The organism is Chloracidobacterium sp. N (genome assembly GCF_018304765.1).
Taxonomy (GTDB): domain Bacteria; phylum Acidobacteriota; class Blastocatellia; order Chloracidobacteriales; family Chloracidobacteriaceae; genus Chloracidobacterium; species Chloracidobacterium aggregatum.
In genome coordinates, this window is sequence record NZ_CP072642.1 from 1,592,517 (window position 1) to 1,617,472 (window position 24,956).

The following is a 24,956-nucleotide window of genomic DNA, read 5'->3' on the forward strand; positions in this document are numbered from 1 at the left end:
CTCACTTCTACAACGGTCGCCGGGCGTACTATCCGGGGCCAAACACGAAATAGCCCAGGATGAGCAACGCCGCGAGAAAGATCATCACGACGTAGCCACGGGCATAGCCCGACTGCATTTCACGCAGGGTAGCCCCAAGTCCCGACAGGCTGCGCCCGATGCCGCCCACCAGTCCGTCCACCACGGAGACATCCAGCCCCTGCCACAGGCCGCGCCGGGCCAGGGCTTCCAGCGGACGCGCCACCGCCAGGTCATACGCTTCGTCCACCCGGTATTTCGCCTGCAGGATGCGCGGCGCTTCCCAGAGCGGATGGCGTTGAAAGAACCACCATCCGCCGGCAATGCCGGTCAGGGCAATGGCGGCCGAAATGCCCATCAGCACGAGCTCCGTCGTATGGGAAGCCGCTTCGTGGGTGAACTCGGTCGGCATCGTCACCAGTGGACTGAGGAAGCCGCGCATCCACGGATGGGCGCCAAAGGCTTCCGGCAGACCGAGCACGCCACCAAACACTGACAACACGGCCAGCACCACCAGCGGCAGGGTCATCACCAGCGGCGATTCGTGCGGCTGGCCGTGGGCGACGGCCTCACGCGGTTCCCCGTGGAAGGTCAGCACCATAAGCCGCGTCATATAGACGGCCGTAAGCAGCGAGGTCAGCAGGCCCACCACCCAGAGGGTTTTGGCCAGTCCACCGGGCAGCACGGCCGAAGCGAAGGTTTCCAGCAATACTTCATCCTTGCTGAAAAAGCCCGACAGCAGTGGGAAACCGGCCAGGGCCAGCCAGCCGGCCGTCATCGTCCAGCGGGTCAGGGGCATGAAGCGTCCCAGCCCACCCATGCGCCGCAGGTTCTGCTCTTCGTGCAGCGCGTGAATGACACTGCCGGCGCCCAGAAAGAGCAGCGCCTTGAAGAAGGCATGCGTGGTGACGTGAAAGATGCCGGCCGTAAAGGCTCCGGCTCCGCAGGCCATGACCATGAGACCGAGCTGGGAAACCGTCGAGTAGGCCAGCACCTTTTTGATGTCGTCCTGCCCAAGGGCAATCGTGGCGGACAGCAGCGCCGTTGCCCCGCCGACAACCGCAACGACGACCAGCGCCGTCGGCGCGTGCAGGAAAACAACATTGAGCCGCGCCAGCAGATAGACTCCGGCCGTAACCATTGTTGCCGCGTGAATGAGGGCCGAAACCGGCGTTGGCCCCGCCATGGCATCGGGCAGCCAGACGAACAGCGGAATCTGCGCACTTTTTCCCGTGACCCCCAGCAGCACCAACAGGCCGACGGTGGTCAGGCCGCCCGCGCCAACCGCCGTCCAGCCCAGTGTTTCGACGGGCTGCTGCGCCGCCCAGCGTGCAATGTCCGCAAAGTTGATACTTCCAGCTTTCGTCACCAGAAGCAGGGTGGCCAGCACCAGCCCGGCATCCCCGATGCGGTTGTAAATGAAAGCCTTGCGGGCAGCGTCCGCAGCTTCATCACGGGTGAAGTAGTGCCCGATGAGCAGGTAGGAGCAGACCCCGACGCCTTCCCACCCGACAAACATCAGCAGCAGGTTGTCGGCCAGCACCAGCGTCAGCATGGCCGCCACAAAGAGATTCAGCGCAGCAAAAAAGCGGACGTAGCCTTCGTCGCCGTGCATGTAGCCGGTGGCAAAGATGTGGATGAGCAGTCCGACGCCCGTAATGAACAGCACCATGATGCCCGACAGCGGATCGAGCGCCAGACCAAAGTCAGCGGTCAGACTGCCCACGCTGAACCACATCCCGAGGCGTTCCGTCACCCGGCGTACGCCTTCTGCATCCGGCGCCGCTGGCAGCAACTTCAGAAAAAAGGCCGCGAAAGCCAGTCCCGCTGCCACGGCCACAGCGAGGCAGGCCAGGGCCCCGGCCAGACGTTCACCCAGCCGACGTCCGGCCACGGTCAGCAGCAGTGCGCCAAGCAGTGGCGCGAGAATCATCACGGTCAACATGCCAGTCGTTTATCCACAGCGTCCCCGGAGGGAAGTCCACGCAGGGGCCGTCAAAGTTTCAGCAGGCTGGATTCATCCACATCGAGGGTTTCGCGGTTGCGGAACAGCGCAATGACGATCGCCAGTCCCACACCAGCTTCGGCAGCGGCCACCGCCATGACGAGGATGACGAAAAGCTGTCCTTCCACCGTCCCCTGGAACACCGAAAACGCCACAAAAGCCAGATTGGCCGCGTTGAGCATGAGTTCCAGGCACAGCAGGGTCGAAATAATGTTGTTTTTGACGAAGACACCGGCCGCCCCGATGGCAAAGAGGGCAGCACTGAGGATGAGATACCAGGACAAAGGCACCATAGTGTTTCACCCGACGTTTCACCTGGCGGTGGTCAGCAGACCGACGCCGACTTCACCCGTTGACCATGCCAGACGGTAGGCATTTCCTTCCTTGGTAATCGTGACGGCAGCTTCGTAGGGCTGCCCCGTGGGCGATACGCCCTTGGTGCGGTGGGTGGCGGTCAAGCCGCCGCCGCCGTAGAACTGCTCGCGCCCGATTCCCCCTTGCATGTCCAAGGTTGTCCATCCGCCATCGCCGCTGCCGTCGGCTTTGAGGGCATAGAGCGCAACACCGGGCTGCTCACCATAGCCGACCACGAGAACCTGCCCGGCCAGAATGCCGACGCCGGTTTCGCCATTCGTCCAGGCGAAGAGATACACCTTGTCGCCGAGTTTGCGGATGCCCAGTTTTCCACGGTACAACCGCCCGTCAGGATTCGTGCCGGTCGTTTCGTAGGTTCCTTCGATGCCGTCAGTCAGGGACTGCGGGACAGCCGTTTCGGTCAGAATGCGCCCCTGCGCCTGCCCGTTTGTCCACCGGCCGCGCAAGGTCCCGTTTTCATTGCGATACACGGCAACCCCCGGCACCCGCCCTTTGGAGGTATAGCCCACCATCAGGTATTCGGTGCGCCCGGCATCCTGGGCGCACGCCTGCCCTTCCGGCCGACCGACACCGGCCGGCAGCAGCCACAGACATAACCCCAGGAACACCCAAAGCCCGGAACGCATGGCGTTACTCCTTCTCACGTTTTGCCAGGTGCAAAGCGCCAACCACGGCCAGCAGAATCAGCACCGAGGTCAGCTCGAACGGCAGCAGATAACGGGTCATGAGGTTTTTGCCGACCCGCTCGACCGTACCGGCTTCGCCGGAAGGCGCGCGCTCACCCGTCATGCCCCAGACGGCAAACCAGACCTGCACCGTGAATGCGAGTCCCAGCGGCAGCGCCAGCCAGACGAGAAAGCGGTGCCGTGGCGGACGTTCTTCATCGGCACGCACGTTGAGCAGCATGATGACGAACACGAACAGCATCATAATGGCGCCGGCATAGACGACAATCTGCGCCGCGCCGATAAACTGCGCGCCCATCAGAACGTAGAGTGCTGACAGTCCGACAAAGGAAGTAATGAGCGCAAAAGCGCCGTAGAGCGGGTTGCGCAACAGCACCACCGACACGGCGCCACTGAGCACCAGGGCCGCAAAACCGACGAACAAAAGCTGCTGAAAGGTCATGGCTGCGTTTGACGATGGACACCGGCCGCGCAAGGCACGGCTGTCACCCATCGTGAGTTTTCATACACCCCGATGGAATGCTTTTCGCGGCCAAAAATCAAGCCTTTACTGCCAGGGTACGGGCGATGAAACCCGGCATTGATGCGTCAGCCACCCGGACCGGCCGCCCGGAGACGCCTACCGGAAATGGCGGATGATGTCGGTAATGGAAACAATGCCGATGATTTTTCCGACTTCGACGACCGGCGCGCGGGTGAGTTTATGGGCCCGGAGCAGCCGGGCGATGGCGCGAATGTCGTGCAACGGCTCGACAAAGAACATGGGTTTCGTCATCACCTGATGGACGTACGCCTTGTCGAGGTTGCCGCCCGTGGCAATGACCTTATAGACGATGTCGCGGTCGGTGATGATGCCGTGGCCGTCGTACTCATCACGGGGCAGGACAATGAGGCAGTGAACGCGCGTCTGGTTCATCAACTCCAGGGCCTGCCGCACGGTCGCGTCGCCGGAAATGAAATCAAAGTCACTGGTCATCAAGTCTTTGGCTCTCATGCCCATGGCTCCAGAACGGCTGGCAGCGGCCGGCGCAGATTGTCGGGCGGTCAGCTCTTTTTCTTGAACAACTGCTCAAAGGCTTTGCGGGCATCATCCGCAGCCGTGCGGGACTTCGAGGCGCCGGTCAGTGCCACTTTTGTGTTTGGAGCAAAATGCTCACAGTGATTGGCGGCGGCTTTGTCACGTACCGGCTCGGCAATGGGTTCACGGCATTCAAACCGCGCGCCGGCGTCAAAAAAGCGACAGTTGCGGCAGCAGTGCAGGTCGGCGCCACATTCGTTGCAGCGGTCGAGGCGTCCGACCCTCCCCAGCAAACGCACTTCGCGCCCACAGGCGTGGCAAATCATGCAGTTTTCCCCCGGTTGGTGGTGGCATTGGCAGCGGCCTCAGCAGCAGGCGTCGTGGGACTCACCCGGCGGCGTTTGAGTGTGACGAGGCCCGGCTGCGACGACGCTTGGTGCATCTTACGGCATCCGTCCACCACCATGCCAAACGGACAGAAGTACCGGCAAGCGCCACGTTTTCCGAGAACGAACACACTGCCGACGACGAAAGCCAGCAGCCCCAGGTGCAGGGCGTGCGACCACCAGTTTTCGGCATCAAAGCCCATGGAGCTGGTGTGGGCGGTCATGGCATCGCGCCAGAACAGCCAGGCCAGCGGCACCCACAGGGCAGCCACCACCAGCACGCCGATTTGCGTCCACCGTGGGTTGAACGACACCCGCGCCCTGGCGAAGCGAGCAAAGAGGTCCTGCGCGCCGCCCAGCCAGCAAATCCAGGCACACACCCACCGGCCCGTGCGCATCGTCAGATAGACCAGCGCCGCCCAGAAGAGGATGCCATAGATGGCCCAGGCCAGGTTCGGGATGGCCGCGCGGATGAGCAGGACGTGAATGAGCACGAACACCATCTGCGTTGCCAACCGGTACGGCAGCAGGTTGCGCCGGGGTGGCGTGGGCGCGGACGTAACGGATGTCGTCACAGAGGCCATGGAAGAACCCAACTTTCTTCGGGAAATGTTGGTTGCCGTCGCCAGGGGGGTGGCAACACCACTGAATTTCACACTACACTGCGCCCATAAAACTTCAGCAATCCTTTTTCGGAAGGCGTCCGGGTTGGGCGCAGGCCCTTCGCCACGGGGCTTTGGGTTCGGCATTTTTGCGTTCATTGCCTGGGTGGTGCTGATTGGGCAGGACTGGGATGGTGTCGGAAACCTGTCGGGCGGGAAGTCAAAAAAATCCAAACTTTTCCGTGCCCGGTCGCCTCTCTCAAACAAACACAACGGCTTTACCTGGCCGCCAGGTCTCCTTCTCCGCAGGGTGTAGAGACCCACGGCCACGTCTTCAGGAGACAACGTCATGAGCTCGGCTACTGCTTCCTACGCACGGCGTCATTGGTTCGAGGGGTTTACCGGCCTCAGTGACCAGACCACCAGCGACGACCCGCCTTTGTACCAGGACACGGCAAAGGCGGCAGGCGTTCCTGACCGGCCGCCGATTGAAGTCATCGCAGCCAACCGCATGGGGTTTGGGCCGCGTCCCGGCGATCTCGACCGCATTCGGACCATCGGATTCAGGGCATACGTTGAAGAGCAGCTTCATCCAAATGAGCCCGACGATGCCCTCTTTCTGGCCAAGCGCCAGAGCGCCCGCCTGCGCATCAACTATTCGGCTGGCGACGGTTATCCGGCGCTCGATGAACAGCGCCCCCTCACTGCACTCGATAAGCCGCTGAGTGAGTTATGGCGGCTGGGTGATTTCAGTATTCCCATGGGACAGCCTGAGCGGACGCGCCCGCTGGAAGAGGTCCGCGCGGAAACGGTGCTGCGGGCCGTGTACAGCAAGTGGCAACTCCGGGAAGTCCTGGTGGACTTCTGGCACGACCACTTCAACGTGGATGCACGCACCAACGGCCGCATTTATGCCACCTGGCCCATCTACAACCGCCTGTTCCGGCAGCATGCCTTTGGCAACTTCCGGGTTCTGCTCGAAGAAGTCACCAAGAGCATTGCCATGATGTACTACCTGAACCTGGTCAGCAGCCGGAACACCGCCCCCAACAAGAACTTTGCCCGTGAGTTGCTTGAACTTCACACGCTGGGCGCACGCAACTACTTCCCCAACGCGGCCGATGCGCCGGTGTTCCCCAGCGGACAGATGTCCACCGGTTACACGGAAAACGATGTCAACCAGATTGCAGCCGCGCTGACCGGATGGACTATTGCTGCCGGGCAGCGGGTGGGGAGTACCACTTTGCCCAACACCGGGCAGTTTATTTTCGTCCCCCAGTGGAACGACCCGGCAGCGCGTACGGTTCTCAACGTACCCATTCCGGCCGCCACATCGTCCAACCCGATGATCCAAGGGCAGCGCATCCTGGACATGCTCGCCACCAACCCAAGCACGGCGATCTTTGTGTGCAGCAAGCTCTGCCGCCGACTCATCGCCGATAACCCGCCTCCCAGCGTCATCAAACAGGCGGTTGTCACCTGGCTGGAAAACCTGTCGGCGCCCGACCAGCTTGGACGGGTCGTGCGCACCATTCTGCTGTCGCCGGAATTTGCCGAAACATGGGGGCAGAAAACCAAGCGGCCGTTTGACTACATGGCGTCGTTCCTGCGTGCGATAGATGCCAATCTGGTTGACAACGGAGGGAGTTATACGCCCTACAACCTTGTGACCGAAGCCGGTCAGCAGCTTTTTGCCTGGCCGCCACCAAACGGGTTCCCCGATGTCAGTGCCTACTGGCTCAACACCAATACCTTCCGCGCAAGCTGGCGGAATGTGCTTGTCACCCTGACCAACGGCTACTCATCTATCCAGCACAACCTGCGCGCCAGCCTGCCCTCCGGCGTGACGACCACCCGCCAGATCGTGGATTTCTTCATTGCGCGCATCATGGGACGGCCCGTGCGGCCGGAAGTGTACACCGAGCTTATCGAGTACCTGCGCGGCAGCGCACCCCCGGATGCGCCGCCATCGGGCACGACGGCAGAAGTGACCAACCGCATCAACCTGACCGTGGCACGCCTGTGCGTGTCGCCGGATTTCTGGTGGCGATAAGCCGAGAACAGAAAAGGAGCCAAGTATGCCCCTTACAAGACGCCAATTCGTTGTTGGTTCGAGTCTGACGGCGGCCTATGCCGCCAGCGGTATGGCGCGCATCGGGGGACTGGTTTACGGCCAGACCAGCGGCGTCAACGAAATTCTCGTGGTGCTCTACCTGCGCGGCGGGATTGATGGCTTGAACTTCGCGGCGCCGGTCAATGAGCCGAACTATGTGGCTTCGCGGTCCAATCTCCGCCTGCGCGAAAGCGGCACGGACGCCGGACTGCCACTCGCGAATCCCATCGGGAACGGGATTGACTTCCGGCTGCACCCAAGCGCCCGGCCGTTGCTTGATGTGTATCAGGCGGGCGCGCTGGCGATTGTTCATGCGACCGGGTTGACGGTGTCCAACCGGAGCCACTTTGACGCCCAAAGCCTGATGGAAGGCGGTGTGCCTTCCTCGCGCCAGCCGACCGGGTGGCTTACGCGCCATATCACCACTTCCGGCGGCCAGAGCGGGGCGATCCCCACGCTGGCGGCATCCAACAGTCTGCCTGGCTCGTTGATTGGCAGTGGCAGCGCCATTGCAATGCCCAACCTGACCAACTTTGCCCTGCCGGGCGACCCGACCATCTTTCCGGCGATGACGCGGATGTACAACGGCACAACACCGCTTCATCTCTCCGGCTTCAATGCCATCAGTGCCATTCAAAGCATCAACAATGCCATTGGGCGGCCGGCAACGGGGGGAACACTCCCGGCCTACAGCCCGGAAAATGGGGCGAGCTACGCGCAGCCGGAAACGCAGACCGGCTCGCTGGGCAGTGCGCTGATCACCATTGCGCGGCTCATCAAGCTCGACATCGGCCTGCGGATTGCAACGCTCGATGTCGGCGGCTGGGACACCCACAACAACCAGGGACTGACCACCGGCACGTATGCGACGAACGTGGACTCGCTGGCGCGCAACCTGCTGGCGTTTTACAACGACATGGTGCGCTATCGGCAGCGGGTCACGCTGGTGGCGATGAGTGAGTTCGGCCGGACGCTGCGGGAAAACCAGAGCGGCGGCACCGACCATGGACGGGCCTCGATTATGCTGGTACTGGGCGGCACGGTGAACGGTGGAAGGATGTATGGGCAGTGGCCCGGTCTGGCCAGCCAGGCGTTGGACGGCGGAGACCTGGCGGTGACAACGGACTACCGGCAGGTGCTGGCAGAGATTGTCGTCCGGCGCCTGCGGAATCCGCAGTTGAGTGCGGTATTTCCAGGCCTTGGGAACTATCGTCCGCTGGGTATCGTCCAGGGCAGCGACCTGCCCACCACATAACCAGAGAGGGCGGGCGTCACCCTGGGAGGGCGGGCGTCCCGCCCGCCTGTTTCACGCGGGCGGGACGCCCGCGCTCAGGGACGCCCGCGCTCCCAGGGTTAGAACTGCATCATGGCGAGGCGGAGTGCGGCCCGCGCCTGTTCGTACTCCGCCTGCACGTCAATCAGCTTGTTACGGGCTTCCGCCGTGGCGCGTTCACGCTGGTTGACCAGAAACAGCGAGCTGTCACCGAGCATGAAACGTTGGTTTTCGCCCCGCTCCAGAACAATCGCGGCTTCAAGTTCGCGTTTCGTGGCGAGATACCGCTGCCAGGCGGTATTGATGGCCGAGGCGGTGTCGTAAATTTCCGTCGTAATCTGTTGCCGCAGCGTCCGTTCTTCGAGATCGAGCTTCTGAAGCTTCAATTGTGCCTGGGCGATGCGCCCGTCGGCTGTCCGCTGGCGCAGGGGAAGTTCAAAAATCACGCCGGCTTTGAGCGTCGTTCCAATGCCCCCGGGCCCGGCATCGCGTCCCGGCACAAGCGCCAGATCGAGAATGGGACGCCGTTGGTTGCGGGCCAGTTCCAGGTCCAACCGCACCGTGTCTTTGAGAACCGCAATGGCCTGCAACTCCGGGCGGCGCTGAAGCGCCAGCGCAATGGCATCGTTGATTTCAGCCGCCGTGATTTCCGTTGGCTCAAGTTGCAGGCTGACATCGAGTACACTGCCTTCATCCGGTGGCGGCTGGGCGGTGACATCATCCAGCCACAGGGAAAGGGAGAGCTTGAACTGTGCCTTCTGGAAGTCACGCTCGGCTTTGGCCAGCGCCGCCTGACGGCGTTGCACTTCCTGTTCGGCTTCAACGGCGTCAATGGGCGGCAGGTCACCGGCGATTGTTCGCTGCCGGATGGCGTCGTTGCGGATTTCAGCCAGTTTGAGCAGGTTGCGCGCCACATCCAACCGGCGCTTGGCGGCGACCCAGTCCCAGTAGTCATCGGCCGCCTTGCGGAACAGCTCCAGGCGGGTTTGCACGACGGCAATATCCGCCTGGGATTCGCCCAGAAAAGCCTGCCGTTCCCCGACGGATTTTTCATTGATGCGGAAATCCCGGAAAAGCGGCACTTTGAGACCAAACTCGTAGGTGCCGAAATCCCCGGTGGCAGAAAGCGGAGACTTGGTCGCGCCCAGATTGAGATTCGAGGACGCAAAGAATTTGATCCCGGAGCGGGTCAGGAAGTTGACTTCCGTCCCAATGCCAAAGGCCTCCGATGCTTTTCCCCGTTTGGAGGCGCTGTTGTAACGCAGGTAGTCAGTCGAAATGGACAGGATGGGATCAAAAGCCCCCTGTTTCTCAATGCGCTTCGCCGTGGCGACGCGGCGTTCGATAACGGAGCCACGCAGCTTTGGGTGCTGGTCATCAATGATTTGAAAAACCCGTTCCAAAAGCAGTGGGGGCGCACCTCCCGGACCGGGGACAGGCGCACCGGGGCGGCGTCCCGATTGCGGATCAGAACCGGCATGGGCGACGGCCGCTGCCAAACGGCGTTCATCCTCGGTTGGGGACACGACGATACCCGGCAGGGGAGCCTGCGCCCAGGCCGCTGATGCACAGCCGCCGCCCAGCCATATCCCCAGCCAGGCCACAGCGCCAAACCACAGCTTACTTGTCATCTTTGTCCCCGTCGTCGTCTTTGCCGGACTTGCCCTTGGCTTTGACCTTGTCCTTGTCGTCCTTGGGCTTTTTCTTTCTTTCGATGGGATTGCGGTCAAACATCGGCGGGAAGCCGTTGAACTGCCGCCACAGCTCAAACCCAAGGGACACCACCCGGAGCATCACCCAGCCCGTTACCTGGGTTCCCGGACGCAGCATGGTCGGGTCGGGCCAGGGATCATCCTTGCCGAGATTGATGGCGTCGTAGTCGGGTCGGATGAGGAGACGAAAGCGACTGAGTCCGTCATCCACGGAATCTATGGAGACGACCCGCCCGCCGAACGTGCCAATGGCCACCGAAGGCCAGCCGACAAACTGTACAGCCGGAAAGCCCTCAAACTGCAGGCGTACCGGATCGCCAAGCCGCACCAGTGGGGCGTCGAAGTCACTGATCAGCAGTTCCACGGCCTGCTCCTCCTCTTTCATCTGGGGAATCAGGACGCAGAGGACATCGCCCGACTTGAGGGTTTCGGTTTCACCGACGGCCCGCAGTTGGGTCACCTGCCCTGCGCGTGGCGCGATGACCTGCCGCTGCTGGATGCGCTCGCGGAAGTTCTGAATTTCGATGTCGAGCTTTTGAATGCTGTTACTGAGGGAGGCAATGGTTTCCTGCGCCGAGGCGTACGAGCTTTGGGCGCTGCTCAGGGTAGCCAGCGTGTCATTTTCAACCCGGCGGGCATCGAGTTCTCCCACCTTCGTGTCACGAATGGCGGCGTCGAGCATGGCTTGCAGGCGGATGACATCAGCGCGTGATGTTTCCACGGTCTGTCGGGCCAACTCGAAGTCGCGGTCTGAACGGAGACCCGGTTGAATGATCCAGTTGCCGTCAGCGTCTTTTTTTCCTTTGTTGAGGTCACGAATCCGCTCGAAGTTGAGTTCATCGGCCAGCAGTTTCTGCTTGGCCGCTTCCAGTGCCTGCTCAGCCGAGCGGAGGCGGTCGGCGGCCTGCCGTGCCCGCTCCTCAGCCGCCGGGATAGCAAGGTTGCGCGACTGTTCGAGCGCCTTGATCTGCTGAAGCAGAGCGGCCGCGCGCGACTGCGCGGCTTCCCGCTGGGCGAAAAGAAACTCACGCTGGCGCTCCAAGCGCTCGAGCTGGTTCGGATCGAGAAACTTGGCATCAATTTCAGCGATCTCGGCAATGACCATCCCGGCTTCAACAAAATCACCTTCCTTGACTTTCCATCCCTTGAGGCGGCCGGGTATCTGGGACTGAACGTTCTGGGGGCGGTCATTTGGTGAAAACACGATTATCTGCCCAACGCCGGTGATGGACTGCTGCCAGGGAACATAAATCAGTGCAAAGATGAGCAGGATCAGAAACAACACCATGATGAGCGCCAGCGGGCGCGCCGGCCGCGGCGACTCAACCAACTGCAAAGCCTGTGGTTTGGACGACGGCAACGTGGCCGGGATCGCTTTCAGTTGACGCGCAGGTTGTGCCATGGCGTGCGGTTTCCTCCCTCAAGAGATGGGGCTTACACCTTGCCCGTCGTGAGCCGCTTGCCGACAAGCTGCCGGGAGACTTCCGGGAACAGCGAGGCAAAGGCTCCACCACGTCGCCAGGAGAGTTCCTCCGGCGAGCCGGTTTCGACAATTACGCCCTTGTCCAGGACGTGAATGACAGAAGACCGCACGACGACTTCCGAATCGTGGGAGATGTCAATGATCGTCCAGCGATGGGTGCGGTCATAGATGGCATCCAGAATTTTCAGCTTGGTACGTTCGTCAATGCCCATGAAGGCCTCATCGAGGATGAGCAGCTTGGGCCGCCGCACGATAGTCCGCGCCAGAAGCAGGCGCTGGACCTGCCCCCGCGACAGGTTATAGCCGCCACTGACCAGCGGTGTTTGCAGTCCCTGTGGGAGTTCGGCCAGCTCATCCGTCAGGTGAACCATCTCCAGAGCCCAGCGCAGGTCTTCCTGGGTCAACCAGTCGGCGCCGACCCGGATGTTTTCCTCGATGGTGCCCTCGAAGATTTCCTCCCGGTCGCCCACCATCCCCACGATCAGCCGGAGCGCATCGAGATTGGCATCCCGGACATCAGTTCCGTTGACCTCGACCGTTCCGTGTGACGGTTCGAGCAATCCGCAGATCAGCGCCATGAGGGTGGACTTCCCCGCCCCGCTGAACCCGACGACACTCACCCAATCGCCGGAATTGACGCTCAAATCCACTCCCGACAGGACTTCCGCACCTGGACGGTAGCTGAAGCGGACATTACGACACACCACCGCCGCGCCCTCCTCGCGGACGGGAACCTCGATGCCTTTTGCCCGCTCAATGGGCAGGTCCTCCACGTGTCCCACCTTGTCGAGGGCTGTCAGCAGGTCATAGACATGTTCGAGCTGACTGATGACCTTGTCCATTCCGGCCAGCACCGATACGACCACGATTTCGGAGGCCACCAGTTGCCCGATGGTCAACTCACGGTTGATGACCAGCCACCCACCAACCGCCAAAATGCCAGCGCTGGCAATGGCATAGAAAAAGTAGTTTCCAACGGCCTGTCGAAAGAGAACGGCGAAGTGCGAGCGGCGGGCTTTGAGATAGGCGACAGAAAGGGCATCCGTCCGTTCCCCCAGAAAGTCCAGCGTGCCGCTCATCTTGAAACTGATGTGGCAGCGCGCCAGTTCTTCAAGCCAGGCAGCAACTTTGTATTTTTTCTTGGATTCGAGAATGCTGGTGCGCAAGCCATTGATGCCCAGCACGAAAATGATGAACAGCCCGGCCAGCACCACTGCCACGTCAAAGCCAAGCAGGTAAGGACTGTAAAAGGCCAGCAGGAGCAACCCGACGAACACCTTCAGGACAGCGTCGAGCCCATCGAGCGCCAGCTTGGCGAAGGCCTTCTGAATGTTGATGACATCAAAGAAGCGGTTGACCAGCTCCGGGGCATACTCACCGGTCAGCGAGCCAAGTTGCACCCGTGGCAGGCGCTCTCCCAGGTTGATAGCCACCCGAACAAAGATGCGCTGCTGCAAACGCTCAATGAGCACCAACTGGAACAGCCGCAAAATACCGCTCAGGCTCAGAAAAAACAGCACCAGCGAGGTGAGCACCACGAGCTGCTGCAGGGACTGCCCTTGGGCAATGTTGTTGACAAGGACCTGCGCCGTGATGGGCACCGCAAGGGAAAACAGACCGGCAACCGTGGTGTAGGCCAGAATGGCCAGAATGTCACGTGAGTCGAGGGAGACGAGACGCCAGAACCGTTGGGGGGGCGTCAGGTGCACGTGTTCGCCGTCTGGGGCTGACAAGGTTTTCGTCCCTTCGTGAACAATGGCGTCGCCACCCATGACGGTACTCTCCTCAAGGCAGAACAGAAAGTGTGCCAACCCGGAACCATGCGCCCGTTTGTAGCCGAGCGCCAGAAAACCTCAGTGCGAGATTCCACACGTTTCCGACTTTTATGACCGCCTACACTGCAAGTTGAACAATTTGGCACATTTGGTGGTTTTGGCAACGAATCGGCACCCAAGCCCATACCTTGCATGAGGGCGGGCAGACCGACTAGATTTTTGTACACCAGACCGTCGTGACTCGCTGAATTCACTGTATCCTGACCTGTATCCTTAGCGGAGGGTGCGCCATGTCGGCGACGATTGAAAGCCTGCTCAAGGACCCGCGGATGGCGGGCGCTGACCAACTCGTTCTCCAGGCGGGCAAGGTTCCGACCGTTTTCAACTCATCCGGGGCAACCGAACTGACCCGCAGCCCGATGACGCCCTTTGACATTTATCGGCTCCTGCAACCGCACCTCCCCGACGACAAGAAAACCGCCCTGATGAGTCAACCGACCACCAATTTCCGGTTGAACGTCAACGGCGCCGGGACATTCGACGTGTCCATCACGAAAGAAGGCGGCGGGATGAAGGTCTCGTTCGTTCCGGTTGACAGCGCCCCGGCCAGGCCGGCTACGCCGAGCGCGCCCATACCTCCGCCCCCCGTATCCAGACCCTCTGGAACGTTTACTCCGACACCTACTCCGGCAACCAGCATCACCCCACCCCGCCCGACCCCGCCGATTCCGCCCACCCGCCCGGTGCCCCGTCCCCCGACACCGGCTTCCGGGATGACCGTGCCGGAACAGGTATCCGGGCGGCAGCCGGCGGTCAACCCGCCAGCTTCCACCACTGGCTCCAGCCCCTCTGTGGCCCCGGCGCACAGTCCGGCAACAACCGGTGCGGGTGCGGCCGTCCACCTGCGCAAGCGCGGTCCGCTCGAAATTGACAAGCTGTTTGAAAAACAGCTCGAACTCAAGGCGTCCGACATGCACATTTCGGCGTCCATGCCGCCGATGCTGCGCCTGGACGGAGATATGGTTGTCATGCAGGGCTATGAAGGACAAACCCTGACGGCCGCTGACACCGAACGCATCCTGTGGGAGCTGATGCCCGATAAAAACCGGGAGGAATTCAATCGCCGGCACGACACCGACTTTGCCTATGAGTTCGGCGATGCCGCCCGTTTCCGCTGCAACATCTTTATGGACCGCAAAGGCATGGGCGGCGTGTTCCGGGTCATCCCCAGCAAAATCCTGACCGCCGAAATGCTTGGACTGTCCAAAGAAATCCTCAAGCTCTGCTTTCTGAGCAAGGGGCTGGTGCTGGTGACGGGCCCGACCGGAAGCGGCAAGTCCACGACGCTGTGTGCGCTCATTGATTTCATCAACCGCAACCGCCGCGACCACATCATCACCATTGAAGACCCCATCGAGTTTGTCCACGAGAACAAAAACTGCCTCATCAACCAGCGCGAAGTGCACAACCACACCGACTCGTTCAAGGATGCGCTCCGTGCGGCCCTGCGTGAAGACCCCGACATCGTTCTGGTCGGCGAAATGCGCGACCTCGAAACCATCTCCATTGCCATTGAGACGGCTGAAACCGGACACCTCGTGTTTGGTACGCTGCACACCTCCACCGCCCCTTCCACCGTTGACCGCATCATTGACCAGTTCCCGGCCGACCGGCAGGCGCAAATCCGGGTGATGCTTTCTGAATCGCTCAAGGGCGTTATTGCCCAGACGTTGTGCAAGAAAATTGGCGGCGGACGGGTGGCTGCCCTTGAAACACTCATCTGTGACACCGGGATTGCCAACCTCATCCGTGAAGGCAAAACCTTCCAGATTCCTTCGGCCATGCAGACCGGCAAGGCCAAAGGCAATGTCACGCTCAATGATGCGCTCCTCGACCACGTCAAAAACAAACGGGTCGAACCACAGGAAGCCTATATCAAAGCCGTGGACAAAAACGGGTTTGAAGGGCTGCTCAAGCGCCACAACCTGGACGTGAGCTTCCTGACCAATCTGGCCAACTCGAACGCCTGATACCCGGCGACTTCCCCGGGCCTGCCGGCCGAGCCGGAAAACCGGCCGCTGAGCAGGGGGCGGGCGTCTGGCGGGGACGCCCCGGCTGGCTTTTCCGTGTCAGCCCGTCCGCCGCACAACCACCATCCAGCGCGAAAAAGGTGTGACAACCCCCAACGCGCGGTGTATAGTCCCCGGCTTGCGCAAGCGACCCAACGCTTCGCCACAGCAAGACCAGAAACGACTGACCTGACACAAAGGTAAGCCAGCTCATGGCGGCGGCCGACATTGGAATCATTGTTTCATTGTGCAAACGACGGGGATTTATCTTCCCGGCAAGTGAAATCTACGGGGGGCTGGGTTCGACCTGGGATTACGGACCGCTGGGCGTCGAACTCAAAAACAACGTCAAACGCGCCTGGTGGAAAGCCGTCGTCTATGACCGCGATGACATCGAGGGTATGGATGGCGCGATTCTGATGAATCGCCTGGTGTGGAAGTATTCCGGGCACGAAGCCACGTTCAGCGACCCGCTGGTGGATTGCCGCGAGTGCAAGGGACGCTTCCGGGCCGACAAAACCTACGAACTCGACTGTCCCCGGTACAAACGCAAGGTTGCCGCCTGTAGCGCCAACCTCACCGAGCCACGGGCGTTCAACCTGATGTTCAAAACCCAGGTGGGCCCCGTCGAAGAGGATGCCGCGCTGGCGTACCTGCGCCCGGAAACGGCGCAGAGTATGTTCGTCAACTTCAAGAACATCGTGGATTCGCGCTGGCGCAAGATTCCCTTTGGCATTGCCCAGATCGGCAAGGCCTTTCGCAATGAAATCGTGCCGGGCAACTTCACCTTTCGGACGCGCGAATTCGAGCAGATGGAAATCGAGTTCTTCTGCAAGCCGGGAACAGACGCCGACTGGCACGCCCACTGGATTGAGGAACGCCACAACTGGTATCTGCGCTATGGCATCCGGGCCGAAAACCTGCGCCGGTACGTCCAGCAGCCGGAGGAACTCGCGCACTACGCCCGCGCCTGCACGGACTTGCAGTACCGCTTTTTTCCCGAACGCGAAGACGAAGAAAAACAGTGGGATGAACTGGAAGGTATCGCCAACCGGACGGACTACGACCTTAGTGTTCACTCCAAAGGCAAGCACGACAAATGGCAGGTGCACAACGAGCACTCGACGCAGAGCCTCGTGTACCGCGACCCGGTGACGAACGAAAAATTCATCCCCTATGTCATCGAGCCGTCGGCCGGGGCTGACCGCGCCACACTGGCGTTTCTGATGGACGCCTACAGCGAAAAGCCCGGCCCGGATGGCGAATCACGGGTCGTCCTGAAACTGCATCCGGCATTGGCCCCCATCAAGGTGGCGGTGCTGCCGCTGGCGCGCAACAAGCCGGAACTCGTCGAGAAGGCCAAAGCCATCAAGGCTGACCTGCAACGTCACGGCATCCGCGCCGTGTATGATGACACGGCTGCGATTGGCAAACTCTATGCCCGGCAGGACGAGATTGGCACACCGTTCTGTGTCACGGTAGATTACGACACGCTGGGTATCGGTAAGACCAAGGATGGCGCAAAGGAAGAAGACGCCCCAGCTTCTCCAGCCGGTTTACTGGATACCGTCACCGTACGTGACCGCGACACCTGGGAACAGGTTCGTGTCCCGATTGCCGGGCTACGGGACTTTCTTGCCGACCGTCTTGGCACGGTGTAACGGTTGGCACAACAGCCCCTCGCACATTCCTCTCAAGGAGTTTTATCCGGTATGCACAACCTGAAGCGATTCCTGACCCTCTGCGCCGCTGTGGCGGCCGGCGTACTGTCTGCCTGTGTTGTCAAAGACAACGTTCCTCCACCGCCGCCGATGAAGCCCAAGGAAGAACAGGTCAAGACGGTTGAACCAACCAAACCCACGACGGAAACGAGTGCCAAGCCGGCGGAACCGGCCAAGCCAGCCGAAGGGGCGGAAGACCCGCTGATTGCCAAAGGGCGGGAGTTATACAACGGCAATGCCTGCGCCGGCTGCCATGGAGACAAGGGGCAGGGTGTGCTTCCCAATGCGCCCAAGTTCACCGATGCGGCCTGGCAGCAGAAGGAAAAGGACGAGGAAATCGTTGCCTCCCTCAAGGGGGCCAAGGCTGCCCAGGGCATGCCGGCCTTCAAAGGGGGTAACGGCACCGACGAAGAACACAAGGCGCTGGTGGCTTACATCCGCTTCCTGGGCAAACCGGCCGGGAAGTAAGCACCACCACAACCCTTTTGTCGTCGCTGACAGGCGTGTGGAGCCGGGCACAAGGTCGCTGGGAGACCAAGCCCGGCTTTTATCGTGCTGCATCGAAAGCAAGGTCGTCGCCAGGTTGGGGAGGCAGTCATGTTCTTTCAGTCAAAAACGTTTGTCGCCGGGCTGGCCGGGATGGCGTTCCTGACGACACTGTTGGGTAGCGGACCGGCAACCGGACGCGCACCGGCCACGCGGGACGAAAGCGCCGGGAAGCGGCTTGCCCGTGGAAAGCGGCTTTACAACGGGGCCGGGGCCTGTGTGGCCTGTCACGGGACGGACGGGCGTCCCACCGTACCCGATGCTCCCGACCTGACAGACGCCGACTGGCAGCGCCAACGTACGGATGAGGAACTGTCCAAATCCATTGCCAACGGCAAAGGAACGATGCCGGCTTTCAAAGGCTCACCGGCGGACATTGAAGCTCTGGTGGCTTACGTCCGGTCACTGGCCAGGTGACACCGGCACGGGCTGCGTGAGCACCGGTCATGGTTGAAGGTCATCTGGAAAATCCACACGACCGCTTCTTCAAGGACCTGCTCGGCCGGCCCGGCGTCGCCGCCGACTTTCTGGCGAATTACCTGCCCCCGGAGTTGCTTGCCCACCTGGATGTCACGGACCCGGAGGCGCTGTCCGGCACCTTTGTGGACGACGACTTGCGGGAGCACCTTTCTGACGCCCTGTTTCGCGTGCGTGACCGGACCGGAGCGGCGGCGCTGGTGTACGTCCTGCTCGAACACAAAAGCACCCCCTGGCCGTGGACGCCGCTTCAGCTTTTGCGGTACGTCGTCGCCATCTGGGAACAGGCGCGACGCGAAGGCCACACCTCCCTGCCGGTCATCATTCCGGTGGTGTTCTATCACGGGCAGACGCGCTGGAACGTGGCCACGGACGTTGCCGGGCTGGTGGCACACCACGACGAGCCGGCGCTGCGCGCCTGGACGCCCTCTTTCCGGTACTGGCTGTGTGACCTGTCCCGCTTCAGCCCGGAAGTCATCAAAGGCGGGGCCCTGTTGCGGGCTGGCTTATCGGTGTTACGTTATGTCTTTACCGATGAGCTGCCGGAGCGGCTGCGGGAGATTTTTCAGCTCATTGCCCTGCTGGAGCAGCAGAGTGTGACAGAATATCTGGGAACGGTGCTGCGGTATCTGGCCGCTACCGGAACCCCCCTTCGGTGGCAAACCGTCAAGACAGCCGCCAAAGAAGCCTTGAAGGAGCAGGCAGAAGCACTTATGAAAGCGCCATTTGTGACAGAAATCTGGCAGGAAGCCTTGGCACAAGGTCTGGAGCAAGGTCGGGAGCAAGGTCGGGAGCAAGGCCACGCCCAAGGGAGTGAACAGGGCAAACGGCTCGAAGCCCTGCACATTGTTCTGCGCCAACTCCGGCGGCGCGTCGGGCCGCTTCCGCCTGAGCTGGAGTCCACGCTCACGACCTTTCCCCTGGAAACCCTGGAAGCCCTGAGCGAGGCGCTGCTGGACTTCCAGACGCAGGCGGAAGCCTTGGCCTGGGTGCAGCAGGCACAGCACCAGACACCGCCTCGTGCCGAATAATCTTCACCTTTCTGGAATCAGACACTTATGAAAGTAGGCATCGTCGGCTTCGCCGGCGCCGGCAAAACCACTGTCTTCAACGCCCTGACGGGCCTGACGGCCGAAGTTGGCGGCTACGGCAGCAAGGAACGCCCCAACCTTGGCAACATCAAAGTCCCGGATGCCCGCGTGGACACCCTGGGCGACATCTACCGCACCAGAAAACGCACCTACGCGGAAGTCGCTTTTGTGGACGTGGCCGGCCCGGCCGAACAGCACAGCACAACCGGGCTGGATGCCAAACTCGTCACGGCGATGCGCGATGTGGATGCCCTGGCCCACGTCGTACGGGCCTTCCCTGACCCACTGGGAACCCGACCGACCGACCCGGCGGCCGACATCGCCAGCTTTGATGCCGAACTCATGCTCTCTGATCTGATCCAGGTGGAAAACCGTCTGGCGCGTCTCAAAAAGGACCAGAAAGCGACACCCCAGGAACGGGCGCTGTTTGAGCGGTGCCACTCCGCCCTCGACGCCGGACAACCGCTTCGGTCGCTGGATTTCGATGACGAAGAACGCCAGCTTATGGCCGGTTTCCGGTTTCTTTCACTCAAGCCACAGATGATTTTGCTCAACGTGGCGGAAGCTGACGTGGCGGCCGGTGTCCCGCCAGCCATCCAGGAAGCGGCTCGGACGCGGGCGATCCCGACATTCGTCGCCATGTGCGGGCAAACGGAAATGGACATCGCCCAGCTTGACCCGGCGGAACAGGCAGAGTTCCTGCGTGACCTGGGGCTGACCGCCCCGGCGCGGGACCGCTTCATTGTGGCCGCCTACGGGCTGCTCGACCTCATCAGTTTCCTGACGGCCGGCGAGGACGAATGCCGCGCCTGGCCTGTCCGGCGTGGGACCAAAGCCCAGCGGGCCGCCGGAAAGATTCACTCGGACATTGAACGCGGGTTTATCCGCGCCGAAGTCATTGCCTACGAGGACTTCATCAGCCACGGCTCGGAAGCCAGGTGCAAGGAAGCCGGCAAGCTTCGCCTCGAAGGCAAAGACTACGTCGTCCGGGACGGCGACATCATCCACTTCCGGTTCAATGTCTGATGAACTTCAGCGGTTTCAGCCTTGGACGGGCCGGTTCCGGCCTGCTCAGCCAAGGTACTCTCCCCTGACGCTTGAGGATGTGTTCCCCCTGACAACTCAGGAACACAACCACTGCTCAATCCTGTCACGGGACGGCATCCCGCCGGCATGGACGACCTTCCCATCAACCACGACAGCCGGCGTACTCATCACCCCATAATGCATGATGTCCTTGATGTCCTCGACCTTTTGCAGCGATACCGCAATGCCCTTCGTCCGGGCAACTTCCTCAATGAGGGCAACTGTGCTTTTGCAAGTGGCGCACCCCGTACCAAGCACCTTGATGTCTTTCATGGCAACCTCCTTATAACACCCAGTTGAAGACGTATCCCACGATCAAAATGCCGGTGGCGACGATGCCAATGAAGGCAGCTATCAGCCTGACTTTGAGCACCTTGCGCAGAATCACCATCTCTGGCAGGGACAACGCGATGACGCTCATCATAAAGGCCAGCACTGTGCCGACGGCTGCCCCCTTGTCCAGCAGTGCCTGAACCACCGGAATGATCCCGGCAGCGTTGGTGTACATCGGAACACCAAGCACAACCGCCAGCGGCACCGACCACCAGGCGGATTTGCCCATGAAGCTGGCCATGAAGTCCTGCGGCACATAGCCGTGAATGCCAGCCCCAATGGCAATGCCGGCCAGAATATACGGCCAGACCTTCCCGACGATGTCGCGCACACTTTGAAAGCCGGCGGCGAGACGTTCACCAAAGTCAACCTCCACGGCGGTGAACTGGGCTTCAGCTCTGGGAATGTCGCGCACCCAGTCTTCCAGATACGGCTCCATGTTCAACTTGCCGATGATCAAGCCAGCCACGATGGCCACGGATAAACCAAGTCCCAGATACAGCAGGGCGATTTTCCAGCCCAGCATGCCAAACAGGAGCGTCAGGGCAACCTCATTGACCATCGGGGCGGCAATCAGGAATGAGAATGTCACACCAAGCGGCACCCCGGCCTGTAAAAAGCCGATAAACAACGGCACGGCTGAACACGAACAGAAGGGCGTCACAATTCCCAGCAAAGCCGCCATGACATTGGCCAGCCCCTCTCTCCGACCAGCCAGCAGGGCGCGGGTTCGCTCAGGCGTGAAATAGGTATTAATCACCCCCATCACAAAGACAATGCCCGTCAGTAGCAGCAGCACCTTGGGCGTGTCGTAGAGGAAAAATTGCAACGTCGCACCAAGGTGGCTTTGGCGGTCAACCGGCAAAGCAGCCACTACCACTTCTGAAAGGGGCTGCAAGGTTTGATACAGGCCCCACCACAGCAGGGCCGCCAGGACAAGAAAGATTCGCGGGTGGTGTTGTGTCCAACGCACAGCCAGGGCACTCATGGCTCTCTCCCCCATTGTTCTCGGCAGCACAAAATCACTGGCTAGCAGCCATCTGTCAGGGAGACGAACAAGGTGGCAAAAGGATTCAGGATGCAGCCGAAGGTGACACGTGGCAACAGACGCGCCCGGACTCATCAAAGCGCACCTGGCAGTTCTCCACCAGGCGGTCGCGTAATCGTTTTCTGGCGCGCAGCAGGCGCGACTTGGCGGCCGGCAGTGTCAGACCATGGGCTTCGGCGTAGGCGCGCACCGTTTGCCCCCGAAGATCGCAGGCTTCAATAATGTGCCGGTCCTCGGCTTCCAGTCGCAGCAGGTTGTGGCTGAGACACGCCTCCAGTTCATCTACGGGACGCCGTTCCACAACCGGTGCCGCCGCCAGGTGCTCCGGCAAGGACTCAACCGGCTTGGACAGACGCGCCCGGTCAATCACGGCATGACGGGCGACCTGGAACAGCCAGGCGCGGGGATTGTCGAGCGCGCAAAACGCCTGCCCCTGCCGCAGGGCCTTGAGAAACACTTCCTGGAGGAGGTCTTCCGCCGCGTCAGGATCGCTGGTCCGGTGTAACAGAAAAGCCAGCAGGGCTTTTTCGTATGCCTGCCAGGCATCCAGGAGACACCCGGACGCGCTATGTGCCTGGTTCATGATTTTCGTACCACGGTTTTTTGGCCACGGTTTTTTGGCATTGTTGGCTGGCGTTGACGGCTCTGACAACCAGACTTTGACAGCTCTTGAGGCGCAATGGCATCCTCACTGACTTTGGGCCAGTGGCTTTGGCCAACCATGACCACTATGGAATGTGGTCGCTTTGGATGTCCAGTCAAGGTCACGCCCCCTCCCCAAGTACAGGATGCGCGGCCATGACCTCCATCATCTGGGAATCGCAACTTACCTGCCCGGTCTGTGGGGCAACCACGGTGGAAACCATGCCGGCCAACGCCTGCCAGTTTTCTTACACCTGTGACACCTGTGAGACCCAGTTACGCCCGCAACCCGGTGACTGCTGTGTGTTCTGCTCATTCGGTTCAGTTCCCTGCCCACCGGTTCAGTTGATGCAGCATTCTGACCAACCGTGACTTTGGACTGGCTTCGCTGGACTGGCTTTGCGTCCGGCGCACGATGACCTGAACCCTATGGAAACCAAAAACAGTTCCCAGACTTCCGCTGCGTCCGAAAAGCCCAAGCGATCGGAGCTGCGCGAGTTCATCGAGATGATCATCACGACGCTCATCATGGCGTTGTTCGGCATTACTTTCGTCATCCGTTCGGTCAATGTCCCGACCGGCTCGATGAACAACACCATCTATTCCGGCGATTTTCTGCTCGTCAACAAATTCATTTTCGGCTACGAGGGCGGTGTCCCCCTTGACGGCTTCACCCCCCACCGCCCGATCCGGCGGGGCGACATCATCGTGTTCAAGTTTCCGCAAAGCGAAGACCAGAACTACGTCAAACGGGTCATCGGCCTGCCGGGTGAGACCATCGAGATTCGGGGGCAGCGCGTGTACATCAACGGGCAGGAACTCCCTGAAACGCGCGTCATTGCCGAAAGCGACCTGGAAGACAGCGGCCGGCTGAGCATTCTCGAAGAACATCCCACCGCCGGGGCGCAGTGGAAGGTCTATTACCGCCCGGGGTCAGACTTTGAGTATGAAACCCAGGATGCGGAGCCGCTCCCGGAACTGCCCCTGCCAAGCGGTCGCTACCGCGACTACAAGAACGAACCGCACTACGGCATCGGGCGGCCGTTCAAGATTCCAGAGGGCTGCTACTTCGCCATGGGGGACAACCGCGACAACAGCCTCGACAGCCGCTACTGGGGACCCGTTCCACGGGACTATGTCATTGGGCGGCCGCTGTTTGTCTATGCCTCGTTCGACCCCAATCCGCAGGCTTCGCTGGGCGAACGGCTGGGGTCTTTCTTTTCCAAGGGGCGCTGGAAACGGCTGGGGTCACTGGTGAAGTAGGCGCGGTGGTGGCGACCCATGGCGTCCCCGCCAGAAAATTCATTTCAAATCGGAGCGGCCGCAAAGTAGGTTGGAAACGAAGTTTCGGCTTCCATCCACTTTGGTTCCTTCTGCGAGGTCGTGCCCTATGATTGCCACGGAATCCGTCATTCAGGAGACGAAAGCGGCGGCGGCAGACAAAAGTCTCATCAGTCCGCGTTTTTATGTCACGGATTACAAGAAGATGAATGCCCTGCGGTTCGATCACATGGCCGAAGCGTTCAAAGCCATGCACAAACGCTTTGCCGATGATCCGAACAAGCATTTCTTCAAACGGGACGACGACCCGGACTTCGAGCAGGATTTCTCCCATCTTCCGCCGTCGTTCAAGGATTTTCTCATTCGTGGTTGTTTGGGCGAGTTTTCGGGGGCGCTGCTGTACAAGGAAATCGCGGACCGCATTGAAGACCCCATCCTGAGCGACACCTACCGGCTGATGGCGCGCGATGAAGGGCGGCACAGCGGCTTCATCCGGCTGGCGATGCGCGACATCAAGGCTGACCTTGACCTCCAGATGCTGCAGGGCGAAAAGGAATTCGTCAGCATGCATCCGAAAATCATCCTCTACACCACGTACCTTTCGGAAGTCATCGGCTACTTCCGCTACATCAACATCTATTCCCACCTCGAAGCCCATCCTGAATACCGTTACCATCCGATCTTCAAGTACTTCGGTGGCTGGTGCCAGGATGAACTCAAGCACGGCGACTTTATCGGTCTTCAGCTCGAAGCCCAGAAAAACCTGTACCTGAGCGGCGGCGTCAACCGGACGCTTATCCGCTTCTTCTCGCTGGCCGTCTATGTGACGATGTGGCTGCGTGATCTCAAAGCGCAGGACTTTTATGCGTCCATCGGCATGAACTGGCGGGAATATGACCTGAAGGTGATCCGGGAAACGAATGCCTATGCCCAGCGCGTGTTTGGGCTGCGGCTCGATGTGGATAATCCAAAGTTCATCCGCATTCTGGACCGCATGGCGGCACGTTACACGGAGATGAACAGGCGTGAGGACGAAGGCGCCGGCAAGCTGGCACTCCTGCCCATGCAGGCGGCCATGGCGGCGGATTATCTGCGTTTGTTTGCCATGAAAGTGCGTACCGATGCACCACCGCCCATCCCCGAATACCCGGTGGCGCCGGTCATCAAGGGCTTTGCCAGCCAGTCCAAAGGTCAGCCGGCTATGGCCTGAGGGCAA

The 24,956-nt window shown here is 60.9% G+C and carries 24 protein-coding genes; 11 read left to right on the forward strand and 13 right to left on the reverse strand.

Going from position 1 to position 24,956, the window contains the following annotated elements; translation table 11 throughout:
- Positions 1-28: 28 nt before the first annotated feature.
- The 7 genes from nuoL to J8C05_RS06590 form a co-directional block, all read right to left on the reverse strand.
- Positions 29-1,963, reverse strand: a complete 1,935-nt coding sequence (gene nuoL, locus J8C05_RS06560) for an NADH-quinone oxidoreductase subunit L (protein ID WP_211421468.1) — start codon at positions 1,961-1,963, stop codon at positions 29-31.
- A 50-nt stretch (positions 1,964-2,013) separates the two neighbouring features.
- On the reverse strand, positions 2,014-2,316 hold the full coding sequence (gene nuoK, locus J8C05_RS06565) for an NADH-quinone oxidoreductase subunit NuoK (protein WP_014099845.1): 303 nt from the start codon (positions 2,314-2,316) through the stop codon (positions 2,014-2,016).
- A gap of 18 nt (positions 2,317-2,334) precedes the next feature.
- Positions 2,335-3,024, reverse strand: coding sequence for a hypothetical protein (locus J8C05_RS06570; RefSeq protein WP_211421469.1), 690 nt, complete (start codon positions 3,022-3,024; stop codon positions 2,335-2,337).
- Positions 3,025-3,028: 4 nt separating this feature from the next.
- Positions 3,029-3,526: an NADH-quinone oxidoreductase subunit J family protein gene (locus J8C05_RS06575; RefSeq protein ID WP_014099847.1), complete on the reverse strand. Its 498-nt coding sequence runs from the start codon at positions 3,524-3,526 to the stop codon at positions 3,029-3,031.
- 177 nt (positions 3,527-3,703) lie between these two features.
- Positions 3,704-4,078, reverse strand: coding sequence for a CBS domain-containing protein (locus J8C05_RS06580; RefSeq protein WP_211421470.1), 375 nt, complete (start codon positions 4,076-4,078; stop codon positions 3,704-3,706).
- A gap of 50 nt (positions 4,079-4,128) precedes the next feature.
- Entirely contained in the window at positions 4,129-4,428 is a 300-nt protein-coding gene (locus J8C05_RS06585; protein ID WP_014099849.1) for a hypothetical protein, read from the reverse strand.
- Complete coding sequence (locus tag J8C05_RS06590) at positions 4,425-5,072, reverse strand: 4Fe-4S binding protein (RefSeq protein ID WP_014099850.1); 648 nt, start codon at positions 5,070-5,072, stop codon at positions 4,425-4,427. Before J8C05_RS06590 ends, J8C05_RS06585 begins: the two co-directional genes overlap by 4 nt.
- A 367-nt stretch (positions 5,073-5,439) precedes the next feature.
- On the opposite strand from J8C05_RS06590, the gene J8C05_RS06595 reads away from it, so the two are divergent.
- Positions 5,440-7,143 carry a DUF1800 domain-containing protein gene (locus J8C05_RS06595; RefSeq protein WP_211421471.1) on the forward strand — a complete coding sequence of 568 codons (1,704 nt, stop codon included), beginning with the start codon at positions 5,440-5,442 and terminating at the stop codon, positions 7,141-7,143.
- Positions 7,144-7,168: 25 nt separating this feature from the next.
- The gene (locus J8C05_RS06600) at positions 7,169-8,458 is read left to right on the forward strand and encodes a DUF1501 domain-containing protein (protein ID WP_211421472.1); all 1,290 of its coding nucleotides are present in this window, start codon (positions 7,169-7,171) and stop codon (positions 8,456-8,458) included.
- 98 nt (positions 8,459-8,556) lie between these two features.
- On the opposite strand, the gene J8C05_RS06605 is transcribed toward J8C05_RS06600, so the two are convergent.
- From J8C05_RS06605 to J8C05_RS06615, 3 genes are read right to left on the reverse strand one after another with little or no spacing between them, the layout of a single operon-like run.
- Positions 8,557-10,107, reverse strand: a complete 1,551-nt coding sequence (locus tag J8C05_RS06605) for a TolC family protein (RefSeq protein ID WP_211421473.1) — start codon at positions 10,105-10,107, stop codon at positions 8,557-8,559.
- The gene (locus J8C05_RS06610) at positions 10,097-11,590 is read right to left on the reverse strand and encodes an HlyD family secretion protein (protein WP_211421474.1); all 1,494 of its coding nucleotides are present in this window, start codon (positions 11,588-11,590) and stop codon (positions 10,097-10,099) included. The genes J8C05_RS06605 and J8C05_RS06610 overlap by 11 nt, the downstream gene beginning before the upstream one ends.
- Before the next feature lie 32 nt (positions 11,591-11,622).
- Positions 11,623-13,443: a peptidase domain-containing ABC transporter gene (locus J8C05_RS06615; protein ID WP_211421475.1), complete on the reverse strand. Its 1,821-nt coding sequence runs from the start codon at positions 13,441-13,443 to the stop codon at positions 11,623-11,625.
- A gap of 293 nt (positions 13,444-13,736) precedes the next feature.
- On the opposite strand from J8C05_RS06615, the gene J8C05_RS06620 reads away from it, so the two are divergent.
- The 6 genes from J8C05_RS06620 to ychF all read left to right on the forward strand — a co-directional run bounded on the left by J8C05_RS06620 (position 13,737) and on the right by ychF (position 20,376).
- The gene (locus J8C05_RS06620; RefSeq protein ID WP_211421476.1) at positions 13,737-15,476 is read left to right on the forward strand and encodes a type IV pilus twitching motility protein PilT; all 1,740 of its coding nucleotides are present in this window, start codon (positions 13,737-13,739) and stop codon (positions 15,474-15,476) included.
- Positions 15,477-15,727: 251 nt separating this feature from the next.
- On the forward strand, positions 15,728-17,176 hold the full coding sequence (locus J8C05_RS06625; RefSeq protein ID WP_211421477.1) for a glycine--tRNA ligase: 1,449 nt from the start codon (positions 15,728-15,730) through the stop codon (positions 17,174-17,176).
- 51 nt (positions 17,177-17,227) lie between these two features.
- Positions 17,228-17,704 carry a c-type cytochrome gene (locus tag J8C05_RS06630; protein WP_211421478.1) on the forward strand — a complete coding sequence of 159 codons (477 nt, stop codon included), beginning with the start codon at positions 17,228-17,230 and terminating at the stop codon, positions 17,702-17,704.
- 129 nt (positions 17,705-17,833) lie between these two features.
- Positions 17,834-18,199 carry a c-type cytochrome gene (locus tag J8C05_RS06635; protein ID WP_058867597.1) on the forward strand — a complete coding sequence of 122 codons (366 nt, stop codon included), beginning with the start codon at positions 17,834-17,836 and terminating at the stop codon, positions 18,197-18,199.
- Positions 18,200-18,228: 29 nt separating this feature from the next.
- The gene (locus tag J8C05_RS06640; protein WP_211421479.1) at positions 18,229-19,290 is read left to right on the forward strand and encodes an Rpn family recombination-promoting nuclease/putative transposase; all 1,062 of its coding nucleotides are present in this window, start codon (positions 18,229-18,231) and stop codon (positions 19,288-19,290) included.
- Between the two features lie 27 nt (positions 19,291-19,317).
- On the forward strand, positions 19,318-20,376 hold the full coding sequence (gene ychF, locus J8C05_RS06645; RefSeq protein WP_211421480.1) for a redox-regulated ATPase YchF: 1,059 nt from the start codon (positions 19,318-19,320) through the stop codon (positions 20,374-20,376).
- A gap of 96 nt (positions 20,377-20,472) precedes the next feature.
- Here ychF and J8C05_RS06650 read toward each other — a convergent pair whose 3' ends face one another.
- From J8C05_RS06650 to J8C05_RS06660, 3 genes are all read right to left on the reverse strand, one after another.
- Positions 20,473-20,709 (reverse strand): thioredoxin family protein, encoded by a 237-nt coding sequence (locus J8C05_RS06650; protein ID WP_014099862.1) that lies wholly within the window; start codon positions 20,707-20,709, stop codon positions 20,473-20,475.
- 10 nt (positions 20,710-20,719) lie between these two features.
- A complete protein-coding gene (locus tag J8C05_RS06655; protein WP_211421481.1) occupies positions 20,720-21,757 on the reverse strand; it encodes a permease in 1,038 nt (345 codons plus the stop codon).
- 85 nt (positions 21,758-21,842) lie between these two features.
- On the reverse strand, positions 21,843-22,400 hold the full coding sequence (locus tag J8C05_RS06660) for a sigma-70 family RNA polymerase sigma factor (RefSeq protein ID WP_041569669.1): 558 nt from the start codon (positions 22,398-22,400) through the stop codon (positions 21,843-21,845).
- A 215-nt stretch (positions 22,401-22,615) separates the two neighbouring features.
- On the opposite strand from J8C05_RS06660, the gene J8C05_RS15465 reads away from it, so the two are divergent.
- From J8C05_RS15465 to acsF, 3 genes are all read left to right on the forward strand, one after another.
- Positions 22,616-22,831, forward strand: coding sequence for a GDCCVxC domain-containing (seleno)protein (locus tag J8C05_RS15465; protein ID WP_246840669.1), 216 nt, complete (start codon positions 22,616-22,618; stop codon positions 22,829-22,831).
- A 57-nt stretch (positions 22,832-22,888) separates the two neighbouring features.
- On the forward strand, positions 22,889-23,722 hold the full coding sequence (lepB, locus tag J8C05_RS06665; RefSeq protein WP_211421482.1) for a signal peptidase I: 834 nt from the start codon (positions 22,889-22,891) through the stop codon (positions 23,720-23,722).
- Between the two features lie 127 nt (positions 23,723-23,849).
- Positions 23,850-24,950, forward strand: coding sequence for a magnesium-protoporphyrin IX monomethyl ester (oxidative) cyclase (gene acsF, locus J8C05_RS06670; RefSeq protein WP_211421483.1), 1,101 nt, complete (start codon positions 23,850-23,852; stop codon positions 24,948-24,950).
- Positions 24,951-24,956 lie beyond the last annotated feature (6 nt).

What these genes read in the sequence shown, in the direction of transcription:
- nuoL (WP_211421468.1), bottom strand. Translation starts at nt 1,963, where the DNA reads ATGTTGACCGTGATGATTCTCGCGCCACTGCTTGGCGCACTGCTGCTG.
- nuoK (WP_014099845.1), bottom strand. Translation starts at nt 2,316, where the DNA reads ATGGTGCCTTTGTCCTGGTATCTCATCCTCAGTGCTGCCCTCTTTGCC.
- J8C05_RS06570 (WP_211421469.1), bottom strand. Translation starts at nt 3,024, where the DNA reads ATGCGTTCCGGGCTTTGGGTGTTCCTGGGGTTATGTCTGTGGCTGCTG.
- J8C05_RS06575 (WP_014099847.1), bottom strand. Translation starts at nt 3,526, where the DNA reads ATGACCTTTCAGCAGCTTTTGTTCGTCGGTTTTGCGGCCCTGGTGCTC.
- J8C05_RS06580 (WP_211421470.1), bottom strand. Translation starts at nt 4,078, where the DNA reads ATGAGAGCCAAAGACTTGATGACCAGTGACTTTGATTTCATTTCCGGC.
- J8C05_RS06585 (WP_014099849.1), bottom strand. Translation starts at nt 4,428, where the DNA reads ATGATTTGCCACGCCTGTGGGCGCGAAGTGCGTTTGCTGGGGAGGGTC.
- J8C05_RS06590 (WP_014099850.1), bottom strand. Translation starts at nt 5,072, where the DNA reads ATGGCCTCTGTGACGACATCCGTTACGTCCGCGCCCACGCCACCCCGG.
- J8C05_RS06595 (WP_211421471.1), top strand. Translation starts at nt 5,440, where the DNA reads ATGAGCTCGGCTACTGCTTCCTACGCACGGCGTCATTGGTTCGAGGGG.
- J8C05_RS06600 (WP_211421472.1), top strand. Translation starts at nt 7,169, where the DNA reads ATGCCCCTTACAAGACGCCAATTCGTTGTTGGTTCGAGTCTGACGGCG.
- J8C05_RS06605 (WP_211421473.1), bottom strand. Translation starts at nt 10,107, where the DNA reads ATGACAAGTAAGCTGTGGTTTGGCGCTGTGGCCTGGCTGGGGATATGG.
- J8C05_RS06610 (WP_211421474.1), bottom strand. Translation starts at nt 11,590, where the DNA reads ATGGCACAACCTGCGCGTCAACTGAAAGCGATCCCGGCCACGTTGCCG.
- J8C05_RS06615 (WP_211421475.1), bottom strand. Translation starts at nt 13,443, where the DNA reads ATGGGTGGCGACGCCATTGTTCACGAAGGGACGAAAACCTTGTCAGCC.
- J8C05_RS06620 (WP_211421476.1), top strand. Translation starts at nt 13,737, where the DNA reads ATGTCGGCGACGATTGAAAGCCTGCTCAAGGACCCGCGGATGGCGGGC.
- J8C05_RS06625 (WP_211421477.1), top strand. Translation starts at nt 15,728, where the DNA reads ATGGCGGCGGCCGACATTGGAATCATTGTTTCATTGTGCAAACGACGG.
- J8C05_RS06630 (WP_211421478.1), top strand. Translation starts at nt 17,228, where the DNA reads ATGCACAACCTGAAGCGATTCCTGACCCTCTGCGCCGCTGTGGCGGCC.
- J8C05_RS06635 (WP_058867597.1), top strand. Translation starts at nt 17,834, where the DNA reads ATGTTCTTTCAGTCAAAAACGTTTGTCGCCGGGCTGGCCGGGATGGCG.
- J8C05_RS06640 (WP_211421479.1), top strand. Translation starts at nt 18,229, where the DNA reads ATGGTTGAAGGTCATCTGGAAAATCCACACGACCGCTTCTTCAAGGAC.
- ychF (WP_211421480.1), top strand. Translation starts at nt 19,318, where the DNA reads ATGAAAGTAGGCATCGTCGGCTTCGCCGGCGCCGGCAAAACCACTGTC.
- J8C05_RS06650 (WP_014099862.1), bottom strand. Translation starts at nt 20,709, where the DNA reads ATGAAAGACATCAAGGTGCTTGGTACGGGGTGCGCCACTTGCAAAAGC.
- J8C05_RS06655 (WP_211421481.1), bottom strand. Translation starts at nt 21,757, where the DNA reads ATGAGTGCCCTGGCTGTGCGTTGGACACAACACCACCCGCGAATCTTT.
- J8C05_RS06660 (WP_041569669.1), bottom strand. Translation starts at nt 22,400, where the DNA reads ATGAACCAGGCACATAGCGCGTCCGGGTGTCTCCTGGATGCCTGGCAG.
- J8C05_RS15465 (WP_246840669.1), top strand. Translation starts at nt 22,616, where the DNA reads ATGACCTCCATCATCTGGGAATCGCAACTTACCTGCCCGGTCTGTGGG.
- lepB (WP_211421482.1), top strand. Translation starts at nt 22,889, where the DNA reads ATGGAAACCAAAAACAGTTCCCAGACTTCCGCTGCGTCCGAAAAGCCC.
- acsF (WP_211421483.1), top strand. Translation starts at nt 23,850, where the DNA reads ATGATTGCCACGGAATCCGTCATTCAGGAGACGAAAGCGGCGGCGGCA.